The sequence below is a fragment of the Acinetobacter sp. ME22 genome (assembly GCF_022012315.1).
Lineage (GTDB): Bacteria > Pseudomonadota > Gammaproteobacteria > Pseudomonadales > Moraxellaceae > Acinetobacter > Acinetobacter brisouii_A.
The window spans coordinates 58,596-76,575 of sequence record NZ_JAKLTL010000006.1; the positions used below are offsets into that span (position 1 = coordinate 58,596).

Annotated in this window: 12 protein-coding genes; all 12 read left to right on the forward strand. The window is 40.3% G+C overall.

The window, feature by feature from the left end; translation table 11 throughout:
- Positions 1-13: 13 nt before the first annotated feature.
- Positions 14-2,149 carry a type IV pilus secretin PilQ gene (locus LVY74_RS09830; protein WP_237814925.1) on the forward strand — a complete coding sequence of 712 codons (2,136 nt, stop codon included), beginning with the start codon at positions 14-16 and terminating at the stop codon, positions 2,147-2,149.
- Between the two features lie 35 nt (positions 2,150-2,184).
- Entirely contained in the window at positions 2,185-2,727 is a 543-nt protein-coding gene (aroK, locus tag LVY74_RS09835; RefSeq protein WP_151708470.1) for a shikimate kinase AroK, read from the forward strand.
- 17 nt (positions 2,728-2,744) lie between these two features.
- Positions 2,745-3,824, forward strand: coding sequence for a 3-dehydroquinate synthase (gene aroB, locus LVY74_RS09840; RefSeq protein WP_237814926.1), 1,080 nt, complete (start codon positions 2,745-2,747; stop codon positions 3,822-3,824).
- A gap of 6 nt (positions 3,825-3,830) precedes the next feature.
- Entirely contained in the window at positions 3,831-4,616 is a 786-nt protein-coding gene (locus LVY74_RS09845; RefSeq protein WP_237814927.1) for a hypothetical protein, read from the forward strand.
- 485 nt (positions 4,617-5,101) lie between these two features.
- The gene (gltB, locus tag LVY74_RS09850; protein WP_237815061.1) at positions 5,102-9,577 is read left to right on the forward strand and encodes a glutamate synthase large subunit; all 4,476 of its coding nucleotides are present in this window, start codon (positions 5,102-5,104) and stop codon (positions 9,575-9,577) included.
- A 73-nt stretch (positions 9,578-9,650) separates the two neighbouring features.
- Entirely contained in the window at positions 9,651-11,072 is a 1,422-nt protein-coding gene (locus LVY74_RS09855) for an FAD-dependent oxidoreductase (protein WP_237814928.1), read from the forward strand.
- 508 nt (positions 11,073-11,580) lie between these two features.
- The gene (locus LVY74_RS09860; protein WP_237814929.1) at positions 11,581-12,027 is read left to right on the forward strand and encodes a pilin; all 447 of its coding nucleotides are present in this window, start codon (positions 11,581-11,583) and stop codon (positions 12,025-12,027) included.
- A 228-nt stretch (positions 12,028-12,255) separates the two neighbouring features.
- The gene (locus tag LVY74_RS09865; RefSeq protein ID WP_237814930.1) at positions 12,256-12,702 is read left to right on the forward strand and encodes a pilin; all 447 of its coding nucleotides are present in this window, start codon (positions 12,256-12,258) and stop codon (positions 12,700-12,702) included.
- 264 nt (positions 12,703-12,966) lie between these two features.
- On the forward strand, positions 12,967-13,416 hold the full coding sequence (locus LVY74_RS09870) for a pilin (protein ID WP_237814931.1): 450 nt from the start codon (positions 12,967-12,969) through the stop codon (positions 13,414-13,416).
- Between the two features lie 98 nt (positions 13,417-13,514).
- Entirely contained in the window at positions 13,515-15,419 is a 1,905-nt protein-coding gene (locus LVY74_RS09875) for a hypothetical protein (protein ID WP_237814932.1), read from the forward strand.
- The gene (locus LVY74_RS09880; RefSeq protein WP_237814933.1) at positions 15,406-16,260 is read left to right on the forward strand and encodes a glycosyltransferase family 2 protein; all 855 of its coding nucleotides are present in this window, start codon (positions 15,406-15,408) and stop codon (positions 16,258-16,260) included. Before LVY74_RS09875 ends, LVY74_RS09880 begins: the two co-directional genes overlap by 14 nt.
- A 9-nt stretch (positions 16,261-16,269) precedes the next feature.
- The gene (locus tag LVY74_RS09885) at positions 16,270-17,979 is read left to right on the forward strand and encodes an ABC transporter ATP-binding protein (protein WP_237814934.1); all 1,710 of its coding nucleotides are present in this window, start codon (positions 16,270-16,272) and stop codon (positions 17,977-17,979) included.
- Position 17,980 lies beyond the last annotated feature (1 nt).

Consider the following 17,980-nt stretch of genomic DNA (forward strand, 5'->3'; position numbering starts at 1 on the left):
TTGAGGAATAATAATGAAAAAATCTGTAAAAAAATTTGGGGATATGCAACGAATGAAGCCAGTTATTCACCAATTTGCTCTAGGGGCTGTCGCAATGGCAATGGTGCAGATCGCGAATGCTGCTGTTGCAATTACAAATGTTGTACCTATGCAAATTCCAGGGCAAGGCACAGAAATCCGTGTCATGTTTAATGGTCTACCACCGCAACCACAGGCTTATCAGGTTGAACAACCATCACGTCTAATTCTAGATTTTGATAAGGCAACACAAACAGTTAAACAAGCATCTATTCCTGTTTCAACATCAGAAGCAAGTTCAGTGGATTTGGCGGCAGACGCACAACGTGCACGTTTAACTGTGAACTTAAAGCAGGCAGGTGCTTTTACGACCCGTGTAGAAGGCAATACTTTTATTCTTAAGATTAATAGTGCAGCTACAGCAGCCACAAAAATGCCAGCAGTTGTTCCACAGACAGTGGTAGCAACAGGTGTGACCAATGTTGGTTTTAATCGTGGTGATAAGGGCGAAGGGCAGGTTGTGATTGATTTGTCCAACCCAAATACCCCTGTTGATGTCAAACAGCAAGGGAATAAAATTGTTGTGCGTTTCTTGGGGAATAAAATTCCTGTTGCATTGGCGCGCCGTTTAAATGTGAATGACTTTGCTACCCCAGTATCTTCGGTGGATGCTTTTAATGAAGGGCATAATGGGATTGTTAATATTCAATCCAATGGTAGCTTTGACTATATGGCATATCAAACAGATAACCGTTTAGTCATTAGTGTTGCAAAGAAAGAAGAAACTACAACTGTAGCTAATCAGCCACGTATTAGTCATAAATATACAGGCAAGAAAATTTCACTAGATTTTCAAGATATTGAGGTACGTCGTGTTCTGCAACTACTTGCAGATTTTACAGGGGTAAATATTGTTACCTCGGATAGTGTTCAAGGTAACATTACATTACGATTGAAAGATGTTCCGTGGGATCAAGCTCTTGATATTATTATGAAATCCAAGAATTTGGATAAACGGAAAAATGGTAATGTCATCTGGGTTGCTCCTGTATCTGAGTTGCTGAAATCAGAAGAAGATGAAGCGAAAGCATATGCTCAGTCAATTAAGCTTGCGCCATTACAAAGTGAAACAATGCAGCTTAATTATGTGAAGGCAGAAGACGTCAAGAACATGATTGAGAATGCTGCAAATAAGGCAAATACAAATACTAATTCTTCTACAGATGAAGGAATGAGATCATTGTTAAGTAGCCGAGGTTCTATCGTAACTGATACTCGTACCAATACAGTGATTATGAATGATACAGCTGAAAAAATTGAGCAGCTGAAAAATATCATTAAACAAATTGATTTACCTGTAAAACAGGTGATGATTGAAGCACGTATTGTTCGAGCAACAACAGATTTTTCCCGTTCTATCGGTGTTAAATGGGGAGTTGACTCAGGCACAAGCGTATCAAGTAACAGTGATAATTTAACCACTCGTTGGAATAATAAATATAACGGTACTGACGATACAATTTCTGATAATTTGGGTGTAGATTTTGGTGCATCAAGTTCAAGTTCAGGAACAAGTGCTGCAAGTATTGCATTTGGTTTAATTAGTACAGCTGATACATTATTAACCTTGGAACTCTCCGCATTACAAGCTGAAGGTCAAGGTGAAGTTATTTCAACACCTAAAGTGATGACGGGCGATAAACAAGAGGCAACTATTAAGTCAGGCGAAAAGATTCCTTATTCAACTAGTAGTGCAAACTCTGGAACAACAACGACATTCCAAGATGCAAATTTGGAGTTAAATGTGACTCCAAGCATTACTCCAGATGGTAATGTTCAAATGAAATTGAAAATTACCAAAGATACAGTCGGTTCTTTGACAAGTGCGGGTTATGTTATTGATACCAATGCATTGCAAACCAATGTATTAGTTAATAATGGTGAAACCGTTGTCTTGGGCGGGATCTATGAAGATACACGACAAAAAGATGTGAGTAAGGTTCCTTTCTTGGGTGATCTACCTTGGATTGGTAACTTATTTAAATCGACCACTACAAGTGATAGTAAAAGTGAGCTTCTCATCTTTATTACACCACGAATTGTGGATGACACTGTTTCTAGAAATCATTAATATAAAATCATCGCTGTAATTGAGTAGGTGGCTCCTTGCCAAACAAAGCATTCAATACCCTGCCAAATATTTATTTGGTAGGGCCCATGGGGGCTGGAAAGACAACTGTTGGTCGACATCTTGCAGAGCTTTTAGGTCGAGAGTTTGTTGATAGTGATCACGAAATTGAACGGAAAACAGGTGCTTCAATTCCTTGGATTTTCGAAAAAGAGGGTGAGCTCGGATTTCGTCAGCGCGAACAATTGGTGATTGATGAATTAACTAAGCGTTCTAATTTGGTGCTCGCAACAGGTGGTGGAGTAGTTACTCAATTGCCAAATCGCAATGCTTTGCATCAGCGGGGCATTGTGGTTTATTTATTTGCACCTGTTGAAGTGCAGTTACAGCGTACTTACCGTGATAAAAACCGTCCCTTATTGCAAGTCGAAAACCCTGAAAAGCGGTTACAGGACTTGCTGACTTTAAGAGATCCTTTGTACCGAGAAGTTGCACACTACGTGATTGATACTCATCAAGGTGGAGCAAGGGAACTTGCACAAAAGATTCTGAAAGATATCGCTGTTCATTATTCAATTTAATTTTCTTGGTTTTCACTATGCAAACGTTATATGTGGAGTTGGGTGAGCGTCGTTACCCAATTTATATTGGTAGTCAGCTTGATCCTCAAGCATTGCTTGCGCCTTATATTTTGGGTAAGCAAGTCATGATTGTATCCAATGATACGGTTGCACCTTTATATTTGGAACATTATCAACAAGCATTGCAAAACTTGGGCAAAACTGTTGCACATTGTATTTTGCCTGATGGTGAAAAATATAAAAATATTGAACATTTGAATCTTATTTTTGATGCTTTATTGTCTTCAGGGTTTAACCGAGACTGTACTGTATTGGCGCTTGGTGGTGGTGTGGTTGGGGATATGGCAGGATTTGCTGCTGCAAGTTTCCAACGTGGTGTTGATTTTGTACAAGTGCCAACCACATTACTTTCTCAAGTCGATTCGAGCGTAGGTGGGAAAACTGGGATCAATCATCCATTGGGTAAGAACATGATTGGGGCATTTAAACAACCACAAGTTGTTCTTGCGGATATGGCTCAACTCAAAACACTGCCTCCACGTGAACTTTCTGCAGGTTTAGCTGAAGTGATTAAATATGCCTTGCTGGGTGATATTGAATTCTTGGCATGGTTAGAACAGCATATGGATGGATTGGTTGCAGGTGATGAGCATCTGTTGGCTGAGGCTGTTTATCGTTCATGTGCACATAAAGCTCGAATTGTCGCCAATGATGAAAAAGAACAAGGCGAACGAGCATTATTAAATCTTGGACATACTTTTGGTCATGCAATTGAATCCTATCTTGGATATGGGGTCTGGCTACATGGTGAGGCAGTTGCAACAGGTATGGTTATGGCAGCAGATTTATCTTGTCGTCTAGGTTGGATCTCTGAAGCAGATGTGTTGCGTACAAAAAATATTATTCAGCGTGCTCAATTACCGATAAAATGCCCTGTGATTCCATTGGAACAATTTTTATCTTATATGTCTCATGATAAAAAAGTTTTCAATGGGCAGTTACGTTTAGTGCTAATCCGTCAACTTGGACAAGCTGTAATTACGAAAGATTTTGATGTTCAGTTGATGCAACAAGCCATTTTAGCGAATCAAGAATAAGGTACGATGATGTTAGAGCAACAATTGGCAAATACCACAATCATTCGTCGAGTATTGTTGATTGGTGGTGGTATCTGCTTAGTTGCGGCAGGGATCTGTGGGTTATTTAGTACGTCAAAGCCACTAAAGCATGCAGCTCAGCCTACACAAGAAGATGTACAACCGCAGTTTCAGGCGGAGAAATTGTCTGCGATCCCCAATTTGGGGGTGATGGTTGATGAGGTTCGCCCACTTCAACAAACCACACGTGTTGTGGCTTCAGGTCAGCATAGTGCTGAGTTTCGTGGTACACACTTTATTCAGACCAATATTAAAAATTATGCGCTTGAAATTTTTGAAACCAATAAAGAAGAGTTAATACAGGATTTTTTAGATAAACGTTCAGATCGCCAAAAATTTATTTATTTGCGTTTATCGATAGAGCATCAGCCAGAGCGTTATATCTTATTGTATGGTTTATATAACAGTGAGGATAATGCTCAAGAACAATTACAACAATTGAATTTGGGTTTACCGAAATCAATTCACCCTAAAACTGTCGCACTCAAAAATTATGCTGATTTGGTCAATGATATGGGGGCAGATGAATTGTCTTCTAATCAGCAATTATATAATGTGAAGCTAAAACCAGCAGCGATTCCTCAAACGCCTGTAGTTTCAGTCGTACCAGCAACTTCTACGGTGACGACCACTACGCCCGCTGTACAGACTACGATTACACGAAAAGATCATGAAGGGAATGTAGTCAGTGTAACGCAATCGGCAGGGATAGAAGCATCAGCACCTCATTAAAAAATACAAATGCACTGATTTTGTGCGTAAATTTTAAAGAAAATCGCATAAAAAAAGTTCTAAAATAAGGCAAAAAATAAACAAAATGTAAATTTTGCACATTTTAAGTGCATTTTTAACAAGCGGTAAAATCTGTTTTAATGCACTTTTTAGGCTTACTTAACTGAAATATATGAATTTTGTATGTGAAATGTACTATTTGGCACATATTTTGCTTAAATGGTGCATGAGTTGAGTTAATTGTCCTTATTTTGGAGCAAAAAAATTCAATGTGGGCGCATATAGCCTCTTGTCCAATCATAACCAAAGTCTAGTGCAGAAAGGCATATTTTTGTCATAAAAGTAATGCAAGATAACTCCCAAAGGGGCTATTCTTGAGAGCTGCCTGCGCACTTTTGCTGTGAGGTCTGAGGCTTAAGTCGCGAAGGGAATTTGATATATGTGATGCTCATAGAGCAATGTTGAAAGAAGGGTACGCTATGCACATGCCATCGCCAAATACTGTAGCTCCCGCTCAAGGTTTATACCAACCTGATGAGTTTAAGGATAACTGTGGATTTGGGCTTATTGCCCATATGCAGGGAGACGCTAGTCATCATCTTGTGAAGACAGCGATTCATAGTTTAAGCTGCATGACGCACCGTGGTGGGATTGCCGCCGATGGTAAAACAGGAGATGGTTGTGGCTTATTACTTGCCATGCCAAAAGCTTTCTTCCGTGAAGAGGCTAAAAAACTCAGCGATATTACCTTAAGCGAAATTTTTGCTGTTGGTACTGTTTTTCTAAATCTTGACCCTGCTTTAGCACAACATTCAAAAAATGTGCTCACCAAAGAACTCGATGACGAAGGTCTACGTGTCATTGCTTGGCGTGTTGTGCCAACCAATAACGATGTTCTTGGTGAAATTGCACTCGAGTCTCTACCTGCATTTGAACAAGTGATTGTGAACTGCCCAATGGGTGTGAGCGAGGTTGAATTCAACCGTAAGCTATTCATGGCACGTCGTCGTGCAGAAGAAGCACTTGTCAATGATGCTTCATTTTATGTGACAACATTAAGCTCAAATGTCATTACGTATAAAGGTTTGATGATGCCAGCTGCGATTGCTGACTTCTATACAGACCTTGCCGATGAGCGCTTGGAATCTCATATTGTGGTGTTCCATCAACGTTTCTCAACCAATACTTTGCCACGTTGGAAATTGGCGCAGCCATTCCGTTATTTGGCGCACAATGGTGAAATCAATACCATTACTGCAAACCGTAACTGGGCAATTGCACGTACTCCAAAATTTGAAAATCCATTACTGCCAGGCTTAACTGATCTTAATCCATTGGTCAATGTGACAGGCTCAGATTCCTCAAGCCTAGACAACATGCTTGAGATTTTGGTGGGTGGTGGCATGGACTTATTCCGTGCGCTACGTATGCTTGTACCACCAGCATGGCAAAACGTTGAAACTTTAGATGCTGACTTGCGTGCATTCTATGAATTTAACTCTAAGCACATGGAAGCATGGGATGGCCCTGCGGGTCTAGTCATTCAAGATGGTCGTCATGCGATTTGTATGCTTGACCGTAATGGTTTACGTCCTGCGCGTTGGGTGATTACCAAAAATGGTTATATGACCCTTGCTTCTGAGATTGGTGTATGGGACTACGAACCTGAAGATGTTATTTCTAAAGGTCGTGTGGGACCTGGTCAGATTCTCGTGATCGATACCGCAACAGGCAAGCTGCTAGATACCAGTGATGTTAGTTCACACTTGAAAAAGATGCGTCCATACCGTCAATGGTTGCGTGAAAATGCAGTGCGTCTACAAGGTAGCCCAGAGCTTGAAGAGCATTTAATTGATAAAGGTTTAACAGGTGACAATCTAAAAGCAGCTCAGAAAATGTTTATGGTGACATTTGAAGAGCGTGATCAATTGTTGCGTCCTATCGCAGAAAGTGGTCAGGAAGCTGTGGGTTCAATGGGTGATGATACGCCAATGGCGGTATTGTCACGTCAAGTCCGTCATGTTTCGGATTTCTTCCGTCAGCAGTTTGCTCAGGTCACCAATCCGCCAATCGATCCATTACGTGAATCGATTGTGATGTCACTTGAAACCTGTATGGGACGCGAACAAAACGTATTTGAACAAGGCCCTGAGCATGCAGATCGTTTGATTATCTCAAGTCCAGTGCTTTCAAATTCAAAAATGCATCAGTTGCGTACTTTGGGTCGTAAAGGCTATGAGATTGCCGACATCGACTTGAACTACCCTGAGTCAGAAGGTTTGGAAGCTGCGATTGCACGTATCTGTGAAGAATCTGCACAGGCTATCCGTGAGGGTAAAACTTTACTGGTGATTTCAGATAAGAAAATCCGTGAAGGTTATTTACCTGCCAATGCTGTTTTGGCGACTGGTGCAATTCATCACCACTTAGGTAAAACAGGCTTACGTACCGACGCGAACCTGATTTTGGAAACTGCTGTTGCACGTGATCCACACCAATTTGCAGTGATCTTGGGCTTTGGTGCAACCGCGATCTATCCATACTTGGCGTATGACGTCATCAATGACTTGATTGCAAAAGGCGAATTGTTGGGTGACCCAATCCACGCCCAAGCCAACTTCCGTAAAGGTATTGAGAAAGGCTTGTTGAAAGTTCTCTCTAAAATGGGGATTTCAACTGTTGCATCTTATCGTGGTGGTCAACTCTTTGAAGCAGTTGGTCTGTCGAAACAAGTTGTAGATAAGTGTTTCACTGGCGTACCAAGCCGTATTCAGGGTGCGACATTTGTTGACCTTGAAAATGACCAAAAACAATTGGCAGATTTGGCATGGAAAAACCGTAAGCCAATCGACCAAGGCGGTATGTTGAAATTCGTGTTTGGTAAGGAATATCATGCATTTAACCCTGATGTGATCAATGCTTTACACAAATCTGTACGTTCAGGCAAATACGAAGACTTTAAAGAATATGCTGAGTTGGTGAATAACCGCCCAGTGGCAACCATTCGTGATTTATTTAAGTTGAAAACCACGAATTCAATTGCACTCGATCAGGTTGAAGCGGTTGAAGCAATTCTGCCACGTTTTGACTCTGCGGGGATGTCTTTGGGTGCGCTTTCTCCAGAAGCACACGAAGCGATTGCGATTGCAATGAACACCATTGGTGGGCGTTCAAACTCGGGTGAGGGTGGTGAAGACCCTGCGCGTTACGGCACAATTCGTAACTCGAAAATCAAACAGATCGCTTCAGGTCGTTTTGGTGTAACTCCAGCATACTTAACTTCAGCAGAAGTCTTGCAGATTAAAGTTGCACAAGGTGCAAAACCAGGTGAAGGTGGTCAGTTACCAGGTGGTAAAGTGAACAGCTTAATTGCTCGTTTACGTTACTCTGTGCCGGGTGTAACGCTAATTTCTCCACCGCCACACCATGACATTTACTCGATTGAAGATTTGTCACAGCTCATCTTTGACTTGAAACAAGTCAATCCGAAAGCAATGGTATCGGTAAAACTGGTTTCTGAACCGGGTGTAGGGACAATTGCAGCGGGTGTTGCCAAAGCTTATGCCGACTTCATTACTATTTCAGGTTATGACGGTGGTACAGCAGCTTCGCCATTGTCTTCAATTCACCATGCGGGTTCTCCGTGGGAATTGGGTCTAAGTGAAGCACATCAAGCACTTCGCGTGAATGACTTGCGTGGCAAGGTTCGTGTACAGACTGACGGCGGTTTGAAAACAGGTCTGGATGTTGTAAAAGCAGCTATCTTGGGTGCAGAAAGCTTTGGCTTTGGTTCAACCCCAATGATCGCTTTAGGTTGTAAATACCTGCGTATTTGTCACTTGAATAACTGTGCAACAGGTGTTGCAACTCAGCAAGATAACTTGCGTCAGGATCACTATATCGGTGAACCTGAAATGTTGATCAATTTCTTCCACTTTATTGCGGAAGAAACACGTGAATGGTTGGCTGCATTGGGTGTTGCATCACTCAAAGACTTGATTGGTCGTGTGGACTTGCTTGAAGTATTACCGGGTGAAACTGACAAACACGCGCATCTTGATTTGACGCCATTACTTGAGTCACATCCTGCAGCAGAAGGCAAAGCGCAATACTGCCAAACTCAGGGCAATGCACCATTTGATAAAGGTGTTCTTGCTGAGAAAATGGTGAGCGAAGCTTTACCTGTGATTGAATCAGGTCAGGGCGGTGAGTTCTCTTACCCTGTAAGTAACTGTGACCGTTCGATTGGTGCACGCTTGTCAGGTGAAATTGCTCGTCGTTACGGTGATTTGAGCATGGAAGCACATCCAGTCATCTTGAATTTGACAGGTACAGCAGGTCAATCACTGGGTGTTTGGAATGCGGGTGGTTTGCATATCAAACTTGAAGGCGATGCCAACGACTATGTCGGTAAAGGTATGGCGGGTGGTCGAGTGTCGATCTTCCCACCAAAAGGTTCGCCATTCCAAACGCAAAATACAGCGATTATTGGTAATACTTGCTTGTATGGTGCAACAGGCGGTAAGTTGTTTGCAGCAGGTACAGCAGGTGAGCGTTTCGCAGTTCGTAACTCTGGTGCATTTGCGGTGATTGAAGGTGCGGGCGACCACTGCTGTGAATACATGACAGGCGGTATCGTGACAGTACTGGGTAAAGTGGGTCATAACTTCGGTGCAGGTATGACAGGTGGCTTTGCGTATGTACTTGATCTTGACAATGACTTTGTGGACTACTATAACCACGAATTGATTGACTTGACACGTATCTCAACTGAATCGATGGAAGACCATCAAGAGTTCTTGCTTCGTATTTTAGATGAACATATTAAAGAAACAGGTAGTGCTTGGGCGTATAAGATCCGTAATGAGTTTGACTACTATAGTCGTAAGTTCTGGTTGGTAAAACCAAAAGCGGCCAACTTATTGACTTTGTTGAAAAAAACCAAAGCAGATCCTCAATAATTCCACTACTCAAGTATTGATAGGCAGGTGTGAGTAACGGGAGCGTTATTCACACTTACCCACGGAGAGAACAATGGCAGAGCGCCTAAATAATGACTTTCAGTTTCTGGATGTAGCACGCCAAGATCCAGAGAAAAAAGATATTACTGTCCGCAAAGAAGAGTTTGTGGAAATTTATAAACCTTTCACAGCCGATGTTGCTAAAAACCAAACACACCGTTGTTTAGGTTGTGGTAACCCATACTGTGAATGGAAATGCCCAGTGCATAACTACATTCCGAACTGGTTAAAACTGATCTCAGAAGGTCGTATTTTCCAAGCAGCGGAATTGTGCCATCAAACCAATACTTTGCCTGAAGTCTGTGGTCGCGTTTGTCCACAAGACCGCTTGTGTGAAGGGGCTTGTACCTTAAATGACGGCTTTGGTGCGGTAACGATTGGTAATGCTGAAAAATATATCAACGACACGGCTTTTGCTTTGGGCTGGCGTCCAGATATGTCTAGCGTGAAATGGACAAACAAAAAAGTTGCCATCATTGGTGCAGGACCTGCGGGTCTAGGCTGTGCTGATATTTTGGTGCGTAATGGGGTTAAACCTGTTGTTTTTGACAAACGTCCTGAAATTGGTGGATTGCTGACTTTTGGTATTCCAGAATTCAAAATGGAAAAAGACGTGATGAAACGTCGCCGTGAAATTTTCCACGGCATGGGCGTTGATTTTCGTTTAAATACTGAAATCGGTACAGACGTGACCATTGAGCAATTGCTTGAAGAATACGATGCAGTTTTCATGGGCATGGGAACATACACGTACATGAAAGGTGGATTCCCGGGTGAAGACCTTGATGGTGTTTATGATGCACTTGATTTCTTGATTGCCAACGTCAACCGTTGTCAAGGTTGGGAAAAAGAAGCATCTGAATACATCAGCATGGAAGGTAAAAAAGTGATTGTTCTAGGTGGTGGTGACACTGCGATGGACTGTAACCGTACTTCAATTCGTCAAGGTGCTGCGGAAGTGACTTGCGCTTACCGCCGTGATGAAGAAAACATGCCGGGTTCACGCCGTGAAGTCAAAAATGCGCGTGAAGAAGGGGTGAACTTCCTGTTTAACCGTCAGCCAATCGAAGTGGTTGGTGAAAATGGTAAAGTCACAGGCATTAAAGTGGTTACGACTCAATTGGGTGAACCTGATAGCCGTGGTCGCCGTAGCCCAGAGCCTGTACCGGGTTCAGAAGAAATTTTAGCAGCAGATGCCGTTTTACTGGCATTTGGTTTTCGTCCAAGCCCTGCAGACTGGTTTGAAGGTGCAAATATCAACCTAGATGGTTCGGGTCGTGTTGTTGCGGCTGAACAGCAACCATTTAAGTTCCAGACGTCAAACCCGAAAATTTTTGCGGGTGGTGATATGGTGCGTGGTTCTGACCTTGTGGTCACTGCAATCTGGGAAGGTCGACAAGCTGCCGAAGGTATCTTGGATTACCTAGATGTTTAAACTCGCCTGAGTTGAAAAACCCCGACCAAAATCGGGGTTTTTTATTGCTCACAGCGATACATTGTGAGTAGATGGCGTTTTTGGGTGACTGTTGTAAAAATAATCTTTGATATGCCAAACAGGCTTTACTGATGAATAATAATTAAAAAATAATGCTTTAGAGAATCATTGAGCAGTTTTGCAATTCAGTTTATTTTAAGAATATTTTGTTACATCTGTTTAAGCGTATAAATTTTAGCTTTTCTGCCGAATGAATAAACAAAAATAAGTTAAAAAAAAATCAATCTACTAAAATTGGGTCAGGAGTTGACAAAAAATGTCAGTTTCTAACTCGACACTGTTACAGAAAAGTCAGATTTTAAAGTCTAAAAAAAATACAAAAAAATTAAATCTTTTAAAATCAAAGCTATTAAAAAGTTGGCACAGTCTGTGCTATTATTACTATACAAACAAATTGTATAAGTAAATTATACAAACACAAAATAACTTCCGCTTTTGGAGAAAGTCTATGAACGCACAAAAAGGTTTTACCTTAATTGAGTTGATGATCGTTGTTGCGATTATCGGTATTCTTGCAGCAATCGCAATCCCTGCTTACCAAAGCTATATCGCTAAGTCACAAGTGACTCGTGCAATTGCTGAATTGGGTGCTTTGAAAACTTCTTATGAAGACTGCTTGAACAACGGTCAAACAGCTGCAGGCGCTTGTACAATTGGTTGGACTGGTTCTAATATCCAATCTTTAACTGCTCCAGCTACTGCGAATACTAGCGCAGCTGCAACAACTAACACTGCAGTATTGTCAACTACTGGTACAATCTCTGGTACATTTGGTGGTAGCGCATCTTCTACACTTTCAACTAAAACTGTAACTTGGACTCGTACAGCGTCTGGTACTTGGTCTTGTTCAAGTACTGCTGATGCTAAATACAAACCAGTTAGCTGTGGCGGTTAATTTGTAGTTTAAAAAGAAGAGTGCTTCAGCACTCTTTTTTTATTACCAAAAATCAAAAAACTATATATTACAGCATGTCTTTTCAGGGGGATGCAGCATGCAAGCCTTAGTGAATTAATCTTTTTATAGGATCTATAACCAAGGTTTGACAGATGCATTGATGGCTTTGCAAATCAATTGTCTAAGTCAGTTCACAAATACAAAAAATTCCATTTTTGGAGAAAGTCTATGAACGCACAAAAAGGTTTTACCTTAATTGAGTTGATGATCGTTGTTGCGATTATCGGTATTCTTGCAGCAATCGCAATCCCAGCTTACCAAAGCTATATCGCTAAGTCACAAGTGACTCGTGCAATTGCTGAATTGGGTGCTTTAAAAACCTCTTATGAAGACTGCTTAAACAACGGTCAAACTGCTGCAGGTAAGTGTACAATTGGTTGGACAGGTTCTAACATCCAGTCTTTAACTGCTCCAGCTAGTGCGAATACTAGCGCAGCTGCAACAACCAATACGGCAGTATTGTCAACTACTGGTACAATCTCTGGTACATTTGGTGGTAGCGCATCTTCTACACTTGCATCTAAAACTGTAACTTGGTCTCGTACAGCGTCTGGTACTTGGTCTTGTGCAAGTACTGCCGATGCTAAATACAAACCAGTGAGCTGTGGCGGTTAATTTGTAGTTTAAAAAGAAGAGTGCTTCGGCACTCCTTCTTTTATTACTGAAAAAGCAAAAACTATATACATGACAGTATGTATTAAAAAAAAGTTATATGTAAGCCTTATAAAATAATAAATTGATTTTTGGTATTTTTTTACTAATAAAAACAATTATTTATTTGGTTTATAGCCAAGGTTTGACAGAAGCATTGATGGCTTTGCAAATCAATTGTCTAAGTCAATTCACAAATACAAAAATTTCCACTTTTTGAGAAAGTCTATGAACGCACAAAAAGGTTTTACCTTAATTGAGTTGATGATCGTTGTTGCGATTATCGGTATTCTTGCAGCAATCGCAATCCCTGCTTACCAAACCTATATCGCTAAGTCACAAGTGACTCGTGCAATTGCTGAATTGGGTGCTTTGAAAACCTCTTATGAAGACTGCTTGAACAATGGTCAAACAGCTTCAGGTGCTTGTACAACACTTGGTTGGAGTGGTTCTAACATCTTGTCTTTAAATTCTCCAGCATCAGCAACATATAGCACGGCTGCAGCAACCAACACAACGGTGTTGTCTACGACGGGTACAATTTCTGGTACATTTGCTGGTAGTGCATCTTCTACACTTGCATCTAAAACTGTCACTTGGTCTCGTACAGCGTCTGGTACTTGGTCTTGTGCAAGTACTGCTGATGCTAAATACAAACCAGTGAGCTGTGGCGGTTAATTCTTAGTTTAAAAAAAGAGTGCTTCAGCACTCTTTTTTTATTGCTGAAAGAAGCGGGCACTATATACTGACGACATGTCTTTAAAAGGGAATGCAGCATGCAAGCCTTACAAAATAATAAATTAATTTTTGGTATTTTTTTACTATTAACAGGGGTTGTATATTGGATCTATAGCCAAGGCTTTACAGGTGCATTTTACTTTGATGACTTTCGTCCATTGGGTAATTTACAGCAAGTTCATGATTTTCAAACAGGCTTGCAATATGTAGCCAATGAAACTTCTGGTCCTCTAGGTCGCCCGATTGCCATGCTGAGCTTTTTGCTCAATACGGGAGATTGGCCTGATCATCCACAGAATTTTTTCCGTTTAAATACACTGATTCATTTGTTGAATGGCGTACTGGTTTATTTCCTGAGTTTTAAATTATTTCAACTGGTTAAGCCCAACTCAAAATATCAGGCATTATTTGCTTTATTTACCAGTTTCTTTTGGTTGATTTTACCTCTAAATATTTCAACGTCATTGATTGCGATTCAGCGCATGGCAAGCTTGTCTGCGACTTTTATCTTTGCTGGTGTTTTGGCTTATTTGTACGCACTTGATCATCAGGTTCGACATGCCAAACGCGGACAGTTTTTGGTTTATACAGCAATTGCTTTATTTACCTTATTGGCAATGTTTACCAAAGAAAATGGCGTGTTGTTGCCGCTGTTTTTATTTGTTATGGAAATGACCGTACTGAGTGCTAAGGTCGAGTATCAATATGGTCGGAAATTACGTTTAACTGCTTTAGGTGGGTGCTATACACTGGTTGTATTGTATTTGGCTAGTTTGTTGCCGCACATACAAACGGCTTATGCTGATCGCCCCTATACATTTGTAGAGCGTATTTCGACTGAACCGCAGATTTTGCTAGATTATCTGCGTTTACTGTTTGTTCCCGATATTTTCTCTTATACGCCATTTCATGATAGCTACCCAACCAATAGCTCAGCATTTGTGAGCTTATATAGTGGCTTTAGCGTTGTATTTTGGTTGGTTTTAGCAATTGTTGCGGTCGTTTTCCGTCGTAAATTTGCTGTTTTTAGTTTTGCAATCTTATGGTTTTTAACGGCACATCTTTTAGAGTCAACCATTGTTCCACTTGAGTTGTTTTACGAACATCGTAACTATGTGGCAGCCTTTGCGGTCTGTTTTTGTGTGGTATATTTGATTAGCACCATTCATGGTAAAAAATCACAAATTTTTATGGCAACATTATTGTCTGGCTATTTGGTGATTTTGGCAGCTTGCTGTTATTTAGTGACAAAAACATGGGGTAATCAGTATTATGCTGCTTATGGTTGGCAATATACTCAAAAAGGTTCAATGCGTGCTTCTGAACATTTGGCATTGAAACTTTTGGCAGATGGTAATAAACCTGATGCTTTGATGGTTGTTACACAAAATACCAAGAATTGTCCTGATTGCTTAAATTCGTATGTTCAGCAAATGATTATTGCCTGTTCGATGAATCTAAATAGTGGTGTGCAAAGTGCCCAAAAAGATTTGCTTGCATATAGTCGCCCCTTACGTTCTATCGCAGGTTTACCATCAACATTGTCGACTATGTTTGATATGGTGGAAAATAAACAATGTAAGCTGGTAAATTTACAAACTTTAAAACAGTTAAATCAGAAATTTTTGAACAGCCCTGCAACTGGCTTAAATGTTGGTAATCATTTAGGCTTACATAATAATTTGTATATGATTGCTTCGGTTGAACAGAACGTTCCTGAGCAGGGGCGTCAGATTGAACAAATGTGGATGCTTTCCCAAGCGCCTTGGGTTGCCAATTTAAAACTGGCATGGTTGCTTGAGCAGCATCAATATGACAAGGCAATTCATTTTGTCCAAAAAGATTTATGCCCTTTGGCAGAAAATCCAACCTCACCTTTACAGCAAAGTTGTGCTGAAGCACCCGATAAAATTAAAAAGGCTATGGGTTATGCTAAAAGTTAGTGTTGTACTTCCTGCAAAAAATGAGGCTGCGGCAATTGGTTTAACCATTGCCGCAATTCGCCAGTTAACTTGTGTCGATGAAATTGTAGTCGTCAATGATGGTTCAACGGATCAAACCTTACAGGTTGCTGAACAAGCGGGTGCTCGAGTCGTGTCACATCCTTACTCAAAGGGAAATGGCGCTGCGATTAAAACAGGTGCACGCCATGCTCAGGGTGAAATCATTATTTTTATGGATGCAGATGGGCAACATGATCCTGCGGATATTCCTAGATTTATTGAGCAACTAGAACAGGGTTATGATTTGGTGGTTGGGGCACGTCAAAAAGGCTCACAGGCGAGTTTAGGGCGTGGTTTTGCCAATGCTTTTTATAATAAGTTAGCAACCTATATGACAGAGCATCAGGTCGAAGATTTGACTTCGGGGTTTAGGGCTGTGAGAGCAGAAAAATTCTGTGAGTTTTTATATCTACTGCCTAATGGCTTTTCGTATCCCACAACCAGTACCATGGCTTTTTTTAGAGCAGGTTACTCAGTTACCTATATCCCAATTCATGCGGCAAAACGAATTGGTAAAAGTCATATTCGCCTATTTAAAGATGGCACACGTTTTGTATTGATTATCTTTAAAATTGCGACGCTGTATTCACCACTCAAAATGTTTTTACCCTTTGCATTATTGCTTTTTACTTTGGCGACAGCTTGGTATGGTTATACGTTATATGAATATAGACGTTTTACTAATATGAGTGCTTTGCTTTATACAGGCAGTATAATGATTTTCTTAATGGGTTTGATTTCTGAACAAATCACGACACTTATGTATAAAGATGACAAATAGAGGTTATTGGTGTTTAAGACCTTACAGCAGTTATGGAAAATACTGACGCCTCTGGATAAGCGAAAACTGCTTTTTGTACTTTGCTTAGTCATTGTGATGGCAATGATAGAAGCTGTAGGTGTAATTTCTATTATGCCTTTCCTCGCGGTTTTATCGAATGCCTCAGTAATTGAAGTAAATCCACTGTTAAAAAAACTATATATACTCACAGCAGCACAGGATAATCGGCAGTTCATTGTTTATTTGGGCTTTATTTCTTTATTTATTGTTGTTTTTTCTGCGGGTTTCAAAATTGTTACTCAATATGCGCTCAATCGTTTTAGTAGTTTGCAGCGACATTATTTTTCTACTCGACTGTTAAAAATTTATCTCAAACAAAAATATGAGTTCTTTATTCAACGAAATAGTTCGCTGCTTGTAAATAGTATTTTGAATGAAACCGATCAGTTGGTTTGGAGTATGATTCAGCCTGCATTACTGATCTTGTCTTATGGAATTGTGGTCTGTGCCATGGTGGCTATTTTGTTGTTTTATGATCCAGTGATGGCAATTTTAACAGCAACAGTTTTGGTCAGCTTCTATTTGATGATTTATAAAATTGTGAAACAGCGACTCAATTTGATCGGGAAAACCTTTGCTGAAGCAAGTCAGCAGCGACATCAGTCTTGTCAGGAAGCACTAGAGGGAATTAAAGATGTCATTATTAATCATGCTCAACAAGCATATATTGATCAGTTTGAACATCATTCTCGGATTTTTTCTCGCAACCTCGCAACGAAAGATACTTTAGGTCAAATTCCTTTACATGTTGTTGAAACTGTAGCTTATGGATGTCTGATTATTCTTGCCATTAGCTTGGTGATTTCAGGTAAGGATGTTTCTCATATTTTACCTGTTTTAGGATTGTATGGCTTTGCTGCATATCGTATGTTGCCAGCAGCACAAAATATTTATCGGTCAATTACTCAAATAAAATTTTCAGAAAATATTTTTAACAGTATTAAGCAAGAATTTGCATTGGAAGAACTTATTTTTCAAGAAAAATGTAAGTCAGAATCTTTGGTATTTAATCGAGAAATTCAGTTAAGCAATATTGAGTTCGCTTATCCTAATCGTTTAGATAAAAAGATTTTTACCGATTTTAATTTAACAATTCATAAAAACCAAAGTATAGGGATTGTGGGTAAAAGTGGATGTGGAAAAAGTACTTTAATGGATATTTTATTGGGGTTGTTACATCCTCAAAAAGGAAAAGTTTATATTGATGATGTTGAATTGAGTGATCAAAATCAGGAGGCATGGTATCAACGATTAGGCTATGTTCCTCAAACTATTTATCTTGCAGATAAAACCATCGCTGAAAATATTGCATTTGGTGTGCCAACAAATCAAATTGATATGAATGCGGTTATTCGTGCAGCGCAAATAGCACAAATCCATGAATTTATCCAAACTAATTTGGAAAATTCTTATCAGACTGTAGTGGGGGAGCGTGGAGTCATGCTGTCGGGCGGTCAGCGTCAACGCTTAGGAATCGCAAGGGCTCTATACAAAGATCCAGAAATTTTATTTATGGATGAAGCGACTAGCGCATTGGATACTGAAACAGAATATGCAGTCAATGAGGCTATACGGCAGCTCAATGGTAAAAAAACTCTAATTATCATTGCGCATCGAGAATCTTCAGTCAAAGATTGCCATCAATTGATCCACCTCTAAG